This window comes from Georgenia halophila (assembly GCF_039541595.1).
Genome location: NZ_BAABGN010000013.1, coordinates 55,618 through 70,833, shown reverse-complemented (window position 1 = coordinate 70,833; position 15,216 = coordinate 55,618). Strand labels below are relative to the sequence as shown.

Annotated in this window: 17 protein-coding genes; 7 read left to right on the top strand and 10 right to left on the bottom strand. The window is 72.7% G+C overall.

Annotated elements, in window-relative coordinates:
• Window positions 1–3: 3 nt before the first annotated feature.
• A complete protein-coding gene (locus ABD907_RS16455) occupies window positions 4–696 on the bottom strand; it encodes an ABC transporter ATP-binding protein (RefSeq protein WP_345217504.1) in 693 nt (230 codons plus the stop codon).
• A gap of 5 nt (window positions 697–701) precedes the next feature.
• Window positions 702–3,020: an ATP-dependent DNA helicase RecG gene (locus ABD907_RS16450; RefSeq protein WP_345217502.1), complete on the bottom strand. Its 2,319-nt coding sequence runs from the start codon at window positions 3,018–3,020 to the stop codon at window positions 702–704.
• Window positions 3,021–3,486: 466 nt separating this feature from the next.
• On the opposite strand from ABD907_RS16450, the gene rpmB reads away from it, so the two are divergent.
• Window positions 3,487–3,678, top strand: a complete 192-nt coding sequence (gene rpmB / locus ABD907_RS16445; RefSeq protein ID WP_345217501.1) for a 50S ribosomal protein L28 — start codon at window positions 3,487–3,489, stop codon at window positions 3,676–3,678.
• 83 nt (window positions 3,679–3,761) lie between these two features.
• On the opposite strand, the gene ABD907_RS16440 is transcribed toward rpmB, so the two are convergent.
• A complete protein-coding gene (locus tag ABD907_RS16440; protein ID WP_345217498.1) occupies window positions 3,762–4,766 on the bottom strand; it encodes a thiamine-phosphate kinase in 1,005 nt (334 codons plus the stop codon).
• 84 nt (window positions 4,767–4,850) lie between these two features.
• Between ABD907_RS16440 and ABD907_RS16435 the strand changes: the two genes are divergently transcribed.
• A complete protein-coding gene (locus tag ABD907_RS16435) occupies window positions 4,851–5,468 on the top strand; it encodes a GyrI-like domain-containing protein (protein WP_486334124.1) in 618 nt (205 codons plus the stop codon).
• A gap of 133 nt (window positions 5,469–5,601) precedes the next feature.
• The gene (locus ABD907_RS16430) at window positions 5,602–5,961 is read left to right on the top strand and encodes a GntR family transcriptional regulator (RefSeq protein WP_345217494.1); all 360 of its coding nucleotides are present in this window, start codon (window positions 5,602–5,604) and stop codon (window positions 5,959–5,961) included.
• Between the two features lie 3 nt (window positions 5,962–5,964).
• Here the strand turns inward: ABD907_RS16430 and ABD907_RS16425 are convergent, their stop codons facing one another.
• On the bottom strand, window positions 5,965–6,786 hold the full coding sequence (locus ABD907_RS16425; RefSeq protein ID WP_345217491.1) for an NAD(P)H-dependent oxidoreductase: 822 nt from the start codon (window positions 6,784–6,786) through the stop codon (window positions 5,965–5,967).
• A gap of 79 nt (window positions 6,787–6,865) precedes the next feature.
• Here ABD907_RS16425 and ABD907_RS16420 point away from each other — a divergent pair, with 79 nt between their 5' ends.
• On the top strand, window positions 6,866–7,213 hold the full coding sequence (locus ABD907_RS16420; protein ID WP_345217489.1) for a winged helix-turn-helix transcriptional regulator: 348 nt from the start codon (window positions 6,866–6,868) through the stop codon (window positions 7,211–7,213).
• 65 nt (window positions 7,214–7,278) lie between these two features.
• The gene (locus ABD907_RS16415; protein ID WP_345217488.1) at window positions 7,279–7,782 is read left to right on the top strand and encodes a DUF3515 family protein; all 504 of its coding nucleotides are present in this window, start codon (window positions 7,279–7,281) and stop codon (window positions 7,780–7,782) included.
• 116 nt (window positions 7,783–7,898) lie between these two features.
• Here the strand turns inward: ABD907_RS16415 and ABD907_RS16410 are convergent, their stop codons facing one another.
• A complete protein-coding gene (locus ABD907_RS16410) occupies window positions 7,899–9,044 on the bottom strand; it encodes a D-alanine--D-alanine ligase family protein (protein WP_345217486.1) in 1,146 nt (381 codons plus the stop codon).
• A 79-nt stretch (window positions 9,045–9,123) separates the two neighbouring features.
• Here ABD907_RS16410 and ABD907_RS16405 point away from each other — a divergent pair, with 79 nt between their 5' ends.
• Together ABD907_RS16405 and ABD907_RS16400 are read left to right on the top strand one after the other, a co-directional pair.
• Window positions 9,124–10,293 carry a trans-sulfuration enzyme family protein gene (locus ABD907_RS16405; protein ID WP_345217483.1) on the top strand — a complete coding sequence of 390 codons (1,170 nt, stop codon included), beginning with the start codon at window positions 9,124–9,126 and terminating at the stop codon, window positions 10,291–10,293.
• Between the two features lie 80 nt (window positions 10,294–10,373).
• Complete coding sequence (locus ABD907_RS16400; RefSeq protein ID WP_345217481.1) at window positions 10,374–11,111, top strand: AMIN-like domain-containing (lipo)protein; 738 nt, start codon at window positions 10,374–10,376, stop codon at window positions 11,109–11,111.
• Window positions 11,112–11,148: 37 nt separating this feature from the next.
• Here ABD907_RS16400 and ABD907_RS16395 read toward each other — a convergent pair whose 3' ends face one another.
• The 5 genes from ABD907_RS16395 to ABD907_RS16375 all read right to left on the bottom strand — a co-directional run bounded on the left by ABD907_RS16395 (window position 11,149) and on the right by ABD907_RS16375 (window position 15,187).
• The gene (locus ABD907_RS16395) at window positions 11,149–11,358 is read right to left on the bottom strand and encodes a dodecin (RefSeq protein ID WP_345217479.1); all 210 of its coding nucleotides are present in this window, start codon (window positions 11,356–11,358) and stop codon (window positions 11,149–11,151) included.
• Between the two features lie 64 nt (window positions 11,359–11,422).
• Complete coding sequence (locus ABD907_RS16390; protein ID WP_345217478.1) at window positions 11,423–12,259, bottom strand: lysophospholipid acyltransferase family protein; 837 nt, start codon at window positions 12,257–12,259, stop codon at window positions 11,423–11,425.
• Window positions 12,260–12,352: 93 nt separating this feature from the next.
• Window positions 12,353–12,958, bottom strand: a complete 606-nt coding sequence (locus ABD907_RS16385; protein WP_345217476.1) for a response regulator — start codon at window positions 12,956–12,958, stop codon at window positions 12,353–12,355.
• Window positions 12,955–14,238 (bottom strand): sensor histidine kinase, encoded by a 1,284-nt coding sequence (locus ABD907_RS16380; RefSeq protein WP_345217474.1) that lies wholly within the window; start codon window positions 14,236–14,238, stop codon window positions 12,955–12,957. The genes ABD907_RS16385 and ABD907_RS16380 overlap by 4 nt, the downstream gene beginning before the upstream one ends.
• Before the next feature lie 94 nt (window positions 14,239–14,332).
• On the bottom strand, window positions 14,333–15,187 hold the full coding sequence (locus ABD907_RS16375; RefSeq protein ID WP_345217472.1) for an ABC transporter permease: 855 nt from the start codon (window positions 15,185–15,187) through the stop codon (window positions 14,333–14,335).
• Window positions 15,188–15,216 lie beyond the last annotated feature (29 nt).

Below are 15,216 nucleotides of genomic sequence, written 5' to 3'. Positions count from 1 at the left end.
CCCTCACAGGGCCGCGACGGCGGCCGCGCCGGCGTCCCGGCCGAGGGTGCGCACCTCCGCCTCACCGATGTGCAGCACGCCGGTGGCCGCACCGGTCACGACGGCGGGGTCGTGGGTGGCGAGCAGGACGGCGCCGCCGGCCTCGCGCTCCTCGGCGAGCCGTTCCACGAGGTGTTTGCGCATGCCGACGTCGAGGCGCTGCTCGGGCTCGTCGAGGACCAGCAGGGACCGGGGCCTCGCCAGTGCGGCGGCGAGCAGCAGCCGGCGGCGCTGACCCGAGGACAGCGCGGCGGGCAGCGCGGCGGAACGCTCGAGCAGGCCGAACTCCTCGAGCAGGCCGTCCACCACGTCGGACGCCCCGGTGACGCGGTGGCCGTAGCAGGTCAGGAGGAGGTGCTCGCGCACGGTCAGCGCCGGGAAGAACGCATCGTCGCCGAGATCCTGGGCCACCGCCGCACGCACCTCGACCGAGCGGGGGTCCACCTCGACGCCGAGCAGCTCGGCGTGCCCGCCCAACGGTTCGAGATGGCCCAGGAGCGTGCGCAGCAGCGTGGACTTGCCGGTGCCGTTCGCACCGACGACGGCGAGGACCTCCCCCGGCCGCACGGCGAGGTCCACGGGCGGGCACACGGGAAGGCCGTAGCCGACCACGAGGCCACGGGCGGCGAGGAGGGGCTGAGGGGGTGTCGGTGGCATGCAGGTCAGGTCCGTTCGAGGTAGGCCGCGGCCTCCTCGTCGAGCGAGTCCGCGACCATCCGGGCCAGCCCGGCCTCGCCGGTGAGGCCCGGATCGCGGGCGACGAGGTCTCGTGCGGCGGTGCGCGCGGCCTCGATGATGGCGGCGTCGGTCAGCACGCGCAGCAGTCGCAGCGAGCTCGACCGGCCGGACTGGGAGGCGCCGAGGATGTCGCCCTCGCGGCGCAGCCTCAGATCGGTCTCGGCGAGCTCGAACCCGTCGTTGGTGCCCGCGAAGGCCGAGAGGCGCTCGAAGGTCGTCGAACCCGGCGCCGCCGTGGTCACCGCGAGACAGATGGCCGGCCTCGTGCCCCGCCCCACGCGGCCCCGGAGCTGATGGAGCTGGGAGAGACCGAACCGGTCGGCGTCGAGGATCACCATCATCGTGGCGTCCGGCACGTCGACGCCGACCTCGATCACGGTGGTCGAGACGATGACCGGGGTGCGGCCCGACGAGAAGTCCGCCATGGCGACGTCCTTCTCCTCGGGGCTGAGACGCCCGTGCATCTGTCCGACCGCGACCCCCTGCAGCGCCGGGAGCGCCCGGAGCATCGGGAGGACGTCCTCGACGGCGGACATGGTCGGCCGGTCCTGCTTGGGCGTCTGGACGTCGGCGACCACCTGCTCGGCGCCGCCGACCATCTCGACGGCGAGCTCCGCGACGTCCTCGCCGTCCGGGTCTTCCCCGCTCACGACCGTCCCGGTCGAGGTGATGCGCGGGCAGACGACGTAGGCGCGTCCGCCGTCGTCGATCTCCTGGCGGAGCCGCTCCCACGTGCGCTCGACCCAGCGCAGCTTGTCGGCCGGCACCACCGTGGTGGTGGTGACGCCGGCGCGGCCGCGGGGCAGCTCTCGCAGGGTGGAGGTCTCGAGGTCCCCGAAGCTCGTCATGGCCACGGTGCGCGGGATCGGGGTCGCGGTCATCACGAGCAGGTGGGGCGTGACGTCGGCCTTGGCGCGCAGCGCGTCCCGCTGCTCCACGCCGAAGCGGTGCTGCTCGTCGACGACCACCAGGCCGAGGTCGGGAATCTGCACGACCTCGCTGAGCAGGGCGTGGGTGCCGATGACGATGCCGGCTTCGCCGGACGCCGCCGCCGCGAGCGCCTTCCGCCGGGCCGACACACCCATGGAACCGGTCAGGAGGACCACCCGGGTGCCCTCGGCGGCGCCGCCGAGCATGCCGGCCTCGGCGAGCGGACCCATCAGCGCCATGACGGTCCGCAGGTGCTGCTGGGCGAGGACCTCGGTGGGTGCCAGCAGGGCGGCCTGGCCTCCGGCGTCGACCACCTGGAGCATCGCCCGAAGCGCGACGACGGTCTTGCCCGACCCGACCTCGCCCTGCAGGAGCCGCATCATCGGTACGGGTTCGCCGAGCTCCTCCTCCAGGACGGCGCCGACGTCGCGCTGGCCGGCGGTGAGGTCGAACGGCAGCCGTGCGTCGAACGCCTCCCTGATGCCTCCGGAGCGTGCCGGCCGGGCGACGGCGGGCTCGGCCAGGGCGGCTGCGCGGCGCTGCGCGAGCGCGGCCTGCAGGACGAAGGCCTCCTCGTGCCGGAAGCGCTTCATGGCCTGCTTCCACTCACCGTCGGTGCGCGGGGCGTGGATCTGGTGCAGGGCAGTGAACGCGTCCGGCAGCCCGTGCTCACGGCGGTAGTGCTCGGGGAGCGGCTCGGGGACGTCGTCGGCGTCGAGGGTGTCCAGCACGGCCGCGACGCTCGTGCGGATCTTCCACGTGGGGATGGACTGCCCGGCGGGATAGATCGGGATGGGCCGCTCGGCCCGGTCGACGGCGGCGAACTCGGCGTCCAGATCCTCGAACGTCTCGTAGTCGGGATGGAGAAGCTGGCGGCTGCCGCGGTAGTTGCTCACGTCTCCGGTGAACATGCCGGTGAGGCCCGGGCGGAGCTTCCTCGCATGGAACTCGAGCGAGCCGCGGTGCTTGCCGAAGAACGTCAGCGTGACGACCTCGGTCCCGTCGGTGATCTGGACGGTGAGGATGGCGCCGCGTCGGTTCCGCATGGGCCGGATGTCGGACCTGGCTACCTCGGCGATCACGGTGACGTGCTCGCCGAGGCGCAGGTCCCGCAGCTCGCTCAGGCGTCCGCGGTCGGCGTACCGGCGCGGGTAGTGGCGCAGCAGGTCGCCGACGGTGCGGATGCCGAGCTTGCCGAGCGCCTTCGCGGTCTTCGCCCCGACCCGGCGTTCGACGCTCTGGGCCAACGGCCCACCCCCGGTACCGACGACGGCATGGTCGTGCCGGGTCTCGCGCGCTACCGGCTCGCCCATCTCACCTCCGCCCCGTCGGTCCTTGGTCCGAAGTTCCTCTCGGTGCCCAAGCTGGCCCTGAGCTGGCCTCAAGGCTAGCGGCGACGGCCCACACCTCCGGTCCCGTCCACAACAGCCATGCGTCCCAGCCCTCGCGCGTCCAGCCCCGCCCGCCGACTTGTCACGCGCGCGCCGACTCGTCACGCGCGCGCCGACTGGTCAGTCTCGTGGCGAGACCTCCCTTCCGCGGCGACACGCGTCGGCCCCGGCCCAGATCTGTGCGAGGAGGCAAGCTCCACGACGGCCGTGTGGCGGATGCCACCCGGCGGCGAGAAAGGCCCGATTGAGTCCTCGAGCGTGTCTCGGGTACTCTTGAGCGGTTGCCCGAGGCCCGCGGAGCGGTCCGCGACCGGGCTCACCGACCAAATTCTGACAGGCACCTGCCCGACCAGGGCGGTGCGTCAGCGAGAAGATCAGGAGAACGACCGTGGCTGCCACCTGCGACGTTTGCGGCAAGCACCCGAGCTTCGGGAAGCGCGTCTCGCACTCCCACGTGCGGACCTCCCGCCGCTGGAACCCCAACATCCAGCGGGTGCGCGCCCTCGTCAACGGTGCCCCGAAGCGACTCAACGTGTGCACCTCGTGCCTCAAGGCAGAGAAGGTCACCCGCGCGGTCTGACTGACCGACGCTGAAGGCCGTCGTCCCGAACGGGACGGCGGCCTTTGTCGTGCACTGATGACGACTCGGCCGGGAATGACGACTCAGCGGCGGAAGTGGTCCCAGCCGGTCGACGCCACCTCCGGGACGGCACCGCCTATGAGCACCGTGCCCGCCGGACGGGCCTGGCCTGCGACCTGCCACGCACCCGGAGCGCGCACCGTGCCGAGGCGGCGGAAAGGCTCCGGTAGCGGCGTGCCCTGCGGGAACGTGGCCAGCATCCCGTGGTCCTCTCCCCCGGTCAGCACCCAGGTGGCAGGGTCCTCGCCCATACGCGCCGCAGCGTCGGCGAGTCGTGCCACGTCGTCGGGGACCGAGGTCTCCGGCCGCTCGAGATCCAGGACGACGGCGGAGGCCAGGGCGAGCCGGCCGGCGTCGCGCAGCAGGCCGTCCGAGACGTCCATCATGGCGGTGGCCCCGGCGTCGGCCGCGAGGGGCCCTGCCTCGAGAGCCGGCACGGGCCGCAGGAACGCCGCCACGAGCTCCTCGTCCGACCCGCCGCGCCGCCCGGACTCGAGCAGCGCGTAGCCGGCCGCCGCAGGTCCGAGCACGCCGGCGTGAGCGACGACGTCTCCCGCCCGGGCGCCCGAGCGCAGAACCGGCATGCGTCCGCCGAGGTCACCGTGGACGGTGACGGCGACAACGATCTGCTCGCCGGCGGACAGGTCGCCGCCGTCGACGCCGATACCGAGCGGCGCGCAGATCTGGGACAGCCCGCGGCACATGTCGTGGACCCATGCGACCGGCGTCTGCGGCGGCAGCACGAGCGAGATCACGATGCTGGTGGGCGCGGCCCCCATGGCGGCGACGTCGGCGATGTTCTGCGCCGCGGCCCGCCAGCCGACGTCGGCGCCGCTGCCCCAGTCGGTCCGGAAGTGCCGACCCTCGACGAGGACATCGGTGGAGACGCAGAACCGGCCGTCCGGCGCGGCGACGACCGCGGCGTCGTCGCCGGTGGGCACGACCGTGCTGGACCCGCGCGGGAGCAGGGCCACGAAGGAGGCGATGAGCTCGTCCTCGGAGAGGTCGGCGACGCTGCGCTGGTCCACGAGGGTCAACCTATCGGCGCGGACCGCTTGGCGAGCGTGGACAGGCCTCCCGACCGGTGGGAGTCTCGGCGCGTGGAGCAGAGCGTGGAGAAGTACGACGTCAAGAAGGTCCACCGGGACCTGTACTCGCCGCGACGGGGCGACTTCGCCGTCGTCGAGGTGCCGCCGATGCGCTACCTGGCGATCGACGGCCACGGCGACCCCAACACCTCCGAGGAGTACGCCGACGCCGTCGGTGCGCTGTACGCCGTCGGCTACACCCTGAAGTTCGCGGATAAGAAGGCGACGGGACGAGACCTGGCCGTCGGACCGCTGGAGGGCCTGTGGCGCGCCGCCGACCCCCAGGCGTTCGTGCGCCGGGACAAGACCAGCTGGGAATGGACCATGCTGGTGCCGCTGCCCGAGTGGATCGGCTCCGAGCAGGTCGAGCAGACCGCTGCCGCCGTCCGCGAGAAGAAGAACCTGCCGGCCGCCGCTGCCGTGCGGGTGCTGGCGCTCGCCGAGGGCACCAGCCTGCAGATCCTGCACGTGGGCTCCTACGACGACGAGGGTCCGGTGCTCGCGCGCCTGCACGACGAGGTCATGCCCGACGGCGGGTGGACGTTCGGCGGCGACCACCACGAGATCTACCTCAACGATCCCCGGCGCACCGAGCCGTCACGACTGCGGACGATCCTGCGGCAGCCCGTCCGACCGATCTGAGGCTCCGACACCCGTCGCGTCCCCAAAAAGTGCAGTCTTTGCTGCTCGCAGCCGCACAGACAGCACACTTTGTCACCTCGCTCCAGGTGCGGTTGTGAGGCAGCGCCGGGTATCGCCGTGATGGACTGTCGCGATGGACCCGATCGTGATCGACGCCGCCTCGGCGACGCCGCCGTACGAGCAGGTGCGCGCCCAGCTCGCGGGTCAGATCACGGCCGGGACGCTCGTGGTCGGGACGCGGTTGCCCACGGTGCGCGGGCTCGCCGGTGATCTCGGGCTCGCGGTCAACACCGTCGCGCGGTCCTACCGGCAGCTGGAGGAGGCCGGGCTGGTGGAGACCCGCGGGCGCGCCGGCACAGTGGTCAGCTCTGCCGGTGTCCACGCCCTCGATGTCGCCGAGGCGGCCGCACGCCGCTATGCCGAGACGGTCCGCGGCGTGGGCCTGGACCGGGAGCAGTCGCTGCAGATCGTGCGCACCGCGCTCGAGGCGTGAACCTCACGCGTCCTGCAGGTGCACCGACAGCCCGGACTCCCCCGGTCTAATGTGCGGGACCAGCTCCCAGTCGGCGGTGTAGTCACCGGTGAACTGCGGCCGGTACGGGATCGGTCGCTCGTCGAACAGGTCGGCGAGCCGGCCGAGCAGGTCCGCGCTCGCCGCCTGGTACTCCTCCGGCGTCGTGAAGTCGGCGCTCGGGAGTGCCCACGGGCGCAGCACGCTCATCCCGGTGTACGCGAAGGTCCCGTGCAGCAGCCCGAAGAGCGTCTCCGTGAGCTCGCCGCTCTTGCCGCGCGGCCCGATCGAGCCCTCGCGGTCGCCCAGCGTGGTCACGACGAGCGCCCGCTTGCCGGTGAACGGGCCCTGCTCGAAGCGCAGGCGCCGCCCGGTGTACGGGTCTTTACCGAAGGCGAAGCCGCTGACGAAGACGCGGTCGATCCACCCCTTGAGGATCGCGGGCAAGCCGTACCACCACAGCGGGAACTGGACGACGACGGCGTCCGCCTCGCGCAGCTTGTGCTGCTCGGCCGCCACGTCCGGCTGTTGCTCCCCGGCTAGGTAGGCGCGCCGGGTGTCCTGACTGACGCGGAAGCGGCCCTCGTGCTCGCCGCGGGCACCGTTGTCCGCGGAGACGGCACCGTCGCGGGGACGTAGGACGGGGTCCCACCGCATCGCGTACAGGTCCGACTCGATGACCTCGTGCCCCCGCTCGCGCAGGAACGCGATGCCGTCCCGTCGCAGGCTCCCGGAGAGCGAGCGGGGCTCGGGATGGGCGCTGATCCAGTGAACTGTGCTCGGGTGAACTGTGCTCGGGTTCTTCATATGTCCATCTTGGACCGTTAGGATCGGATGCACTAGTACGGACATTTTTGTCCCTATCCCTCAACTCGAGGAGTCGACCATGCGCCTACCGGTCCAGCGGGCGATCCAGGTGTGCCCCGTCGAGGTCGCCGTCTCGGTGCTCGGCGGCGCCTGGAAGCTCACGGTCGTCAAGCACCTGCTCGGCGGCACCAGGCGGTTCGGCGAGCTGCAGCGCCTGGTGCCGCTGGCGAACACGAAGACCCTCACCCGGCAGCTGCGGGAGCTGGAGGAAGACGGCATCGTCCGCCGCGTCGTCTACCCCGAGGTGCCGCCGAAGGTCGAGTACTCGCTCACCTCCCTCGGGGCGAGCCTGGAGCCGATCGTGGCGTCGATGGATGTCTGGGGCGCGCAGTTCTCCGCCCAGCTACCGGCGGAGCAGCCAGCCTGACGACGGCCCTCCACGCCGCCCGCGGACGTGTTCGACGCCTGCGTGCCGGGTCGTAGAGTGACCGGGTGCCACGTCCGCCTCGGCCACGCCTCGCCGCTGTCGTCGTCCTTCTCGTGCTGATGGCGGGCTGCTCCGCACCGGTCGACGTGACGGCCGGCCCGCACGCCGCCGCCCCGGCCTGCGGCCAGGTCATGGTGGCCAGCCCGGACACCCTGCTGGGCGCTGATCGCCGGGACACCGCGTCCCAGGCGACGACGGCGTGGGGAGACCCTCCCGTGACGCTGCGCTGCGGCGTCGAGGTCCCGGGCCCGACGACGGACCGCTGCATCAGCGTCGAGACCTCTGGCGGCAGCTCCGTCGACTGGGTCTCGCTGCAGCAGACCGACGAGCTGGAGGACGGTGGCGAATGGACCTTCGTCACCTATGGGCGCGAGCCCGCCATCGAGGTCGTCGTGCCCGTCGAGCAGGTGGGTGGAGGCCAGGTGACGGCGTACCTGGCCGAGCTGGGCGAGGCGGCGAGCCTCGTCCCGGCGGAGCGCTCCTGCGTCGGCGCGGAGGACGTCAGCTGAGGCGCCGGCAGCGATGTCAGCTGAGGCGCCGAGCGGTGGCTACTCGCAACACCGAGGGCTACTGGTGCAACTGTGGCCTTCGGCGCGGGGGGTAGCCCTCGCTCGCTGCAGCCGGGCTACCGCAGGCCTGCCGGCCGCTCGCGTGCGAGGGCGATGAGCTCGTCGACGAGGTCTGGGTAGCTGAACCCGCTCGCACCCCACAGCGCCGGATACATCGAGAACGGCGTGAACCCGGGCATGGTGTTCACCTCGTTGACGACGACCTCACCGTTGTGGGTGTAGAAGAAGTCGACCCGCGCGAGTCCCTCGCAGCCGAGCGCCTCGAACGACTGCGCGGCCAGGTCCCGGACCTGGGCGGTGACCTCCTCGGGCAGGTCGGCCGGGATCGCCATGGTCAGCGGCGCGGTGTCGAGGTACTTGGTGTCGTAGTCGTAGAAGCCGGAGCCCGGGTCGTCCAGGACGATCTCTCCCGGCACGGAGGTGCGCGGCGGGTCGTCCCCACGGCCCTCGAGGACCGCGCACTCGATCTCGCGGCCGTTCAGGGGGGCCTCGACGATCACCTTGGGGTCGTGCTGCTGCGCGGAGACGACGGCGGCCTCGACGTCCTCCGCGCGGTCGACCTTCGTGACGCCGAGGGAGGATCCGGCGCGCGCGGGCTTGACGAAGACCGGCAGCCCGAGCGAGGCGACGGCGTCGAGCACGGCGGGCCGGTCGGTGCGCCACCGCCGCGGCGTGATGACCGTGTACGGCCCGACGGGAAGGCCGTGCCCGGCGAGCACGATCTTCATGTAGTGCTTGTCCATCGCGGCGGCCGAGGCGAGGACGCCGGAGCCGACGTAACGGGTGCCGGCCATCTCCAGCAGCCCCTGGATGGTGCCGTCCTCGCCGAAGGGTCCGTGGAGCAGCGGCAGGACGACGTCGACCGCTCCGAGCTCCCGCGGGACCTGGCCTGACTCGGCCACGATCAGCGGGGCGGGGCTGTCGCCGAGAGGCACGAGCACCTGCGAGGTGTCGGCGTCGATCTCGGCACGGCCGCCCTCGAGCAGGGCCGGCTCGTCGGGGGCGAGCACCCACCTGCCGTCGCGGGCGATGCCGACCGGTACGACGTCGTAGACGTCCCGGTCGATCGCGCGCAGCACGCCGGCAGCCGTGGCGCAGCTGACCGAGTGCTCGCCGCTGCGGCCGCCGAAGACGACGGCGACGCGCACCTTGCGGCTGCCGCCGCTCTCGCCGGGGTCTGTCGTTCCGTGCTCGCTGTCCATCGCCGCGACACTACCGCTCGCCCGGGCCGCAGCCCGGCAGCAGCGCCGAGGGGCCTCGCGCGCGGCCTAACCTTGGCCCGTGACCACTCCTGACTCGCGCCAGCACCGCCTCTCCCCCGCCACGATCGCCGTCGCCGGCGGCCGGCCGGCGCGCACCCAGGGTGCGCCGGTCAACCCGCCCGTCGTGCTCTCGAGCACGTACACCTCCACGGGCGAGCCCGGCGACGACCGGTTCTACGCCCGGTACGACACGGAGACGTGGGGGCCGCTCGAGCAGACCCTTGCCGCGCTGGAGGAAGCCACGCTCCCGGCGCTGGTGTTCTCCTCGGGGATGGGCGCCATCGACGCGGTGCTGCGGCTCGCCGAGCCCGGGAGCGCGATCGTGGCTCCACGGCACGCCTACCTCGCCACGCTCACGGCGGCCCGGGAGCAGGCGGCACGGGAGGGGTCGGTGGTGCGCGAGGCCGACATCGCGGACACCGACGCCGTCGTCGCGGTCCTCGCTCCCGAGGGTGAGCCGGCCGCGAGCGTGCTGTGGGTCGAGTCGCCGACCAACCCGATGCTCGAGGTCGCCGACGTCCCCGCCCTGGCTGCCGCGGCCCACGAGGTCGGAGCCTTGTGCGTCGTCGACAACACCTTCGCCACCCCGCTGGGTCAGCGGCCGCTGACCCAGGGCGCCGACGTCGTCGTCCACTCGGTGACCAAGCACCTCGCCGGCCACTCCGACGTCGTGCTCGGCGCCGCGGTGACGAGCGACGGCGAGATCCGCGCGCGCCTGCACGCACGGCGCACCTCCGGCGGGGCTGTCCCGGGACCGTTCGAGACGTGGCTGGCGCTGCGCGGGCTGCGCACCCTGGCGCTGCGGGTCGAGCGGTCGCAGGCGAACGCCCTCGAGCTGGCGCGGCGCCTCGGCGACCACCCGCTCGTCGTGGCGGTCGGGCATCCGGGCCTGCCGACGCACCCTCAGCACGAGCGCGCCGCCCGGCTGATGGACGGGTTCGGATCGATCCTCACGCTGCGCCCGGCGGGCGGGACGGCGGCCGCCGAGGCACTGAGCAGGGCCGTCGAGGTGTGGCTGCCGGCCACCAGCCTGGGCGGGGTGGAGTCCAGTCTGGAGCGCCGCCGTCGTCTCGCCGCCGAGGCACCCACCGTGCCGGAGGACCTGCTGCGGCTGAGCGTCGGCGTGGAGGACGTCGAGGACCTGTGGATCGACCTCGACCGGGCGCTGCGGGCGACGGCAGCCGGCTGAGGCGCCCGTCCCAGCGAGAAGCACTGTCGACCGGCCACTAGCCTGACCAGGAACGACGCATCCGACCGGAGGAGGCAACCGTGAGAAACGCACGTACCGGGCTCGCGGGCGCCGCCGTCGCACTGCTGCTCGTCTCCTGCACGGACGAGCCGACGACGGACCCGGGGACCGACGACCAGACCACCGAGGCGTCGGAGGAGACCACGACCCCATCGGACGGGACCACCGAGCCGTCGGAGGAGACCACGACTCCCTCGGAAGACCAGACCGCCGAGGACGGCGACGGCGACGACGGGGCCAGCGACGACGGCAACGGCTCCGCCGCCCCGGAGGACCCCGCGACGATCGACGTGCCATGGGGAACGGACACGAGGAGGGACCCGGACTGGCCGTCGGGCGGCGGGGACCTGCTGCCCACGAACGTACGCACCGGCGCCCACCTGGAGGAGGAGCACCCGGAGCCGTTCGAGCGGGTGGTCTTCGAGCTCGAGGGCAGCGGCGAACCCGGCTACCAGGTCGAGTACGTCGACTCCGCCGTCGAGCAGGGACGGGGCCGGGAGATCGACGTCGAGGGCGACCACGTCCTCGAGGTCGTCATCACCGGCACGCGGTACCCGAGCGAGGACGAGAGCGACCGCATGGCCCAGGGGTCGTACGCGAGCGAGGACACCGACCTCGTCGAGGAGGTCGTCGTCACCGGCGTGTTCGAGGGCCAGACGCAGGCCTTCATCGGCACGGACGAGGCCGCGCCGTTCCGGGTCCTGACGCTCACGGACCCGGCCCGGCTGGTCGTCGACGTCCGAACCGGCGAGGGCTGACGCGCGACGCACGCACGCGCCAGGGCGCCCGCGCGGGTCAGGCGAGCTTGAAGCCGATCTTCATGGTGACCTGGTAATGGGCGATCTGGCCGTCCTCGAGATGGCCGCGCACCGAGACGACCTCGAACCAGTCGAGGTTGCGCAGCGTCGCGCTCGCCCGTTCGATACCGCTGCGGATGGCGTCGTCGACTCCCGTCGGGGACGTGCCGACGATCTCGCTGACCTTGTACGTGCCGTGCTCGGACATGCCTGACCTCCTCGTCGTGGTGACGCCAGTCTGGTCCCGCAGGGGCGGACCGACAAGCGCTGGGCTACGACCGGCGACGGCTGCCGGGCCGGAACCGGCCCAGCCTGCCCCGCAGGCCGCGGCGCCGGACGGGCGCCGCGCCGCCGTGCCCGGTGGCCGGCTGCCCTGCCCGCCGTCTGGTCGCGGCCACGGGATCGCCGTCGAGCCGGATGTCGAACGGCTTCGGCGGCGGATCCTCGCCGCGGATCTCGGCGAGCTGGCCGGTGATGGCCGCCATGATCCGCTCGGTGGCCTCGCGCAGAACGTCCGGATCCAGCGGCCGGTCGTACAGGTCGTCCAGGTCGATCGGCGGCCCGGCGACGACGGTCACCGGCTTCGGCGGGAAGGGCCGCAGGAGACGGCCGTACCGGGGCAGGACGCGGTGCGCGCCCCACTGCGCCACGGGAACGACCGGGACGCGGGTCTTCAGGGCGAGACGGGCGGTGCCGGTGCGTGCGGTCATCGGCCACAGATCGGGATCGCGGGTGAGCGTGCCCTCGGGGAACAGGCCCACGCAGGCTCCAGCCGCGAGCGCCTCCTCGGCGGCCACGAGCGAGTCGCCGGCGTGCGTGGTTCCCCGGTGGACCGGGATCTGCTCGGCGTTGGCGAACATGCGGCCGAGCACCGGGATGTCGAAGAGAGAGTGCTTCGCCAGAAAATGTGGCGGCGCGCCGTTGTCGAAGAGGAAGTGCCCGAGACTCAACGGGTCGAGGTGGGTGACGTGGTTGGCTACCGCGATGAAGCCGCCGGAGGTGGGGAGGTGCTCGCTGCCGCGCCAGGTGCGCCTGGTGACTGCCGACATGAAGGGCAGCAGCACACGGATGAAGACCATGTAGGTCCTGGTCACCTCGCGTCCGGCCACCTCGCGATGCTATCCGCGCGGATGCGTCGTCGCGCGGACGTGTCGCCGCGCGGGTGCCACGTCGCGTCCGCGTCGGGCAGGACCAGCGGCCGGTCAGATCCAGCCGTGACGGCGGGCGACCTGGACCGCCTCGTGCCGGTTGGCCGCACCGAGCTTCGCCGCGGCGGAGGACAGGTAGTTCCGCACCGTGCCGGGGCTCAGGTACGCGCGCTGGGCGATCTCCTCGGCCGGTGCGCCGTCGGCCGCGAGCTCGAGGACGTCGGCCTCCCGCGGCGTCAGCGGTGACTCGCCGGCGCTGATGGCCTCGGCGGCAAGCTCGGGATCCACGTACCGGCCGCCGCCGTGGACCTGGCGCACGGCATCGGCGAGGACGCGTGCCGAGACGGTCTTGGGCAGGAACCCGGCCACGCCGGCCGCCAGCGCCCGCTTGAGATACCCGGGGCGCCCGTGGCTGGTCACGATGACGGCGCGGCAGCCCGGTACCTCGGCCTCGATCCGACCAGCCGTGTCGATGCCGTCACCGTCGGGCATCTGCAGGTCGAGGACGACGACGTCGGGCGTGTGCTTGCGGGCCGCGGCGAGCGCCTCGACCCCGGATGCGGCGGTGGCGACGACCGTGATGTCCTCCTCGAGCCCCAGGAGACCCGCGAGCGCGTCACGGATGAGCATCTCGTCGTCCGCGAGCAGGATCCGAATCATCCCGGCATGGTGTCAGAGGCGGGTGGTCCCGACGTTGTTCGGTCCGGCCGGTCGCCCGAGTGGCGTGCCCCGAGCGGGACGACGGCCGTCAGGACGAACGTCTCCCCCTCCACAGTCGTCAGCTCGCCCCCGAGCGGCGCAAGGCGCTCCCGCAGACCGACGAGGCCGGAGCCGCTGCGGACCCGCGGGTCTGCGGTCACGCCGTCGTTGGCAATCGTCAGACGTGCCGTGCTCGTACCCCGGCCGCGCCCGTCACCATCGATCTCGAGATCGATGGTGCAGCTCGTGGCCCTGGCGTGCCGGATCACATTGGTCACTGCCTCGCGCACCACCCAACCGAGCGCCTCCTGGACCAACGGGGGCAGCGCCGCCTCATCGCCGGTGACCCGGGTGCTGACGCCGGCCGAGCGCAGGACGGACCGGGCGCCGTCGAGCTCGGCGGCGAGGTCCGCGGTCCGGTATCCGGCGACGACGCCGCGCACCTCCTTGAGGGTGTCCTGCGCGAGGCTGCGCACCTCGGTCATCTGGTCGGCGGCACCGTCCTGGCCACGTCTCGCGAGCTCGGCACCCAGCTCGCTCTTGACGGCGATCGCCGACAGCGCGCGGCCGACGACGTCGTGCAGGTCGCGGGAGAACCGCAGGCGTTCCTCGGCGACGGCGAGGCGGGCATGGACGGCGCGCGTACGCTCCTGCTCCCAGACCACGTTGAGCATCCAGGCCGAGACCCGGACGCTGAGCACCAGGCCACCGCTCATGGCCCCGACACTGATGAACGTCGCGACGGGATGCAGGTACTGCTCGTCCGGCTCACGCACGGCGGGGACCTCGCCGGCGGCGACGGCTGCCGTGACCGTCGCGACCAGTACGGCACCGGCGGCGATGACGCCCGGGCGGAGGACCGCCGACACGGCGACGAGAGCGAGGGCGAGGGCAAGCGCCACGGCGCCGATCCGGCCGGACAGGCTGTCGGTGACGGGCAGCTGCAGCGCCGTCACGACGAGCGCGAGAGCAAGGACGAGCAGGGCAACCAGCCACCCGCGGTTCATCCGCCGCCCACCGGTTGCCTCCGTGATCGCCTTGGCCGTGACGACGAGCGCAAGCGCGGCCTCGACGACGCTGCCGAGGCCGAACACCGCGGCCGGCGCGGCATCCGCGCGAACCGGGGTGACGATGGCGAGCGCCAGCAGCGGGACCAGCAGGTAGATGGTGTAGATGGACCACCGGGTGTACGTGTCGAAACGTTCGGGGTCGGTCCGGCGCCCGGTCGTCAGTGTTGTCACGGTCCTCAACTCTTCCAGGGTTCGGGGCTCTTCGTGGTTCGTCGACGCAGTGGGCCGGGGCGCCCGTCCTGCGCCCCGGCCCGGTCCGACGCCGTCAGCGGCGCGGCTCCCAGCGCATCCAGCGCCGCGTGGCGGCGAGACCGATCAGCGCCCACACCGCCAGACAGGCGAGCGGCTGCGCGACGTCGACGAGGTCACCGGAGGCGACCGTGCCGTCCGGTCGCATGGTCCCGAAACCGTGCTGGACGAGCGCGACCACCGGGTGCAGCGGCGTCCACGACGCCACCTGTGACACGACGTCGGGCATGAGCTGCAGCGGCAGGGTGAAGCCCGAGAACAGCATCGCGATCCCGAGCATCGGCATCGTGGTCAGCTGGGCCGTCTCCACCGTGCGGGTCAGGCCCGAGCTCGCGACGGCGAGGAGCGCGAAGACGGCTGTCCCGCCGGCCAGCGCGGCGAGGAGCCAGAGAGCGTTCTGTACGGCGACGGGCTCGAGGAGGAGGGCGGCCGCCCCGTAACCGAGGGCCAGCTGTGCCAGGGTGATGAGCAGGCCGGGGAAGGCGTAGGCCATGACGATCTCGGGCCGCGTGACCTCGCCCGTGATCAGCCGCTTGAGAACGAGCTCCTCGCGGCGGGCCACGAACGTGGTGGTGAGGTTGTAGTAGACGACCATGAGCAGCGCGATGCCTAGCAGCGTGGCCACGATCGACGCCGCGGCGGTGGCGGGGTCGTTGCCGAAGAAGTTTCCTCCGACGAGGGCGAGGAACGCGACGAGGCCGGGCGCGAGCACGACCGCGTTGAACAACGCGGTCTTGTTGCGGACAAGGAGTATCAGCTCGGCGCGGGCGAGGGCGAGCAGGCGGCCGGTGCGGCTCGCGCGTACGGCGGCCGGCGGTGCGGATCGGCCCGGCGGTGCGGTCGGTGACGTCTGTGCAGAGGTGGTGGTCATGTCGAAGGTCTCCTTGGTCGTGTGCGTCG

Coding starts and splice junctions, on each gene's coding strand:
- ABD907_RS16450 (WP_345217502.1), bottom strand. CDS start 3,020: ATGGGCGAGCCGGTAGCGCGCGAGACCCGGCACGACCATGCCGTCGTC.
- ABD907_RS16455 (WP_345217504.1), bottom strand. CDS start 696: ATGCCACCGACACCCCCTCAGCCCCTCCTCGCCGCCCGTGGCCTCGTG.
- ABD907_RS16385 (WP_345217476.1), bottom strand. CDS start 12,958: ATGATTCGGATCCTGCTCGCGGACGACGAGATGCTCATCCGTGACGCG.
- ABD907_RS16395 (WP_345217479.1), bottom strand. CDS start 11,358: ATGTCCGAGCACGGCACGTACAAGGTCAGCGAGATCGTCGGCACGTCC.
- ABD907_RS16420 (WP_345217489.1), top strand. CDS start 6,866: ATGCGCCTACCGGTCCAGCGGGCGATCCAGGTGTGCCCCGTCGAGGTC.
- ABD907_RS16375 (WP_345217472.1), bottom strand. CDS start 15,187: ATGACCACCACCTCTGCACAGACGTCACCGACCGCACCGCCGGGCCGA.
- ABD907_RS16410 (WP_345217486.1), bottom strand. CDS start 9,044: ATGGACAGCGAGCACGGAACGACAGACCCCGGCGAGAGCGGCGGCAGC.
- ABD907_RS16430 (WP_345217494.1), top strand. CDS start 5,602: ATGGACCCGATCGTGATCGACGCCGCCTCGGCGACGCCGCCGTACGAG.
- ABD907_RS16425 (WP_345217491.1), bottom strand. CDS start 6,786: ATGAAGAACCCGAGCACAGTTCACCCGAGCACAGTTCACTGGATCAGC.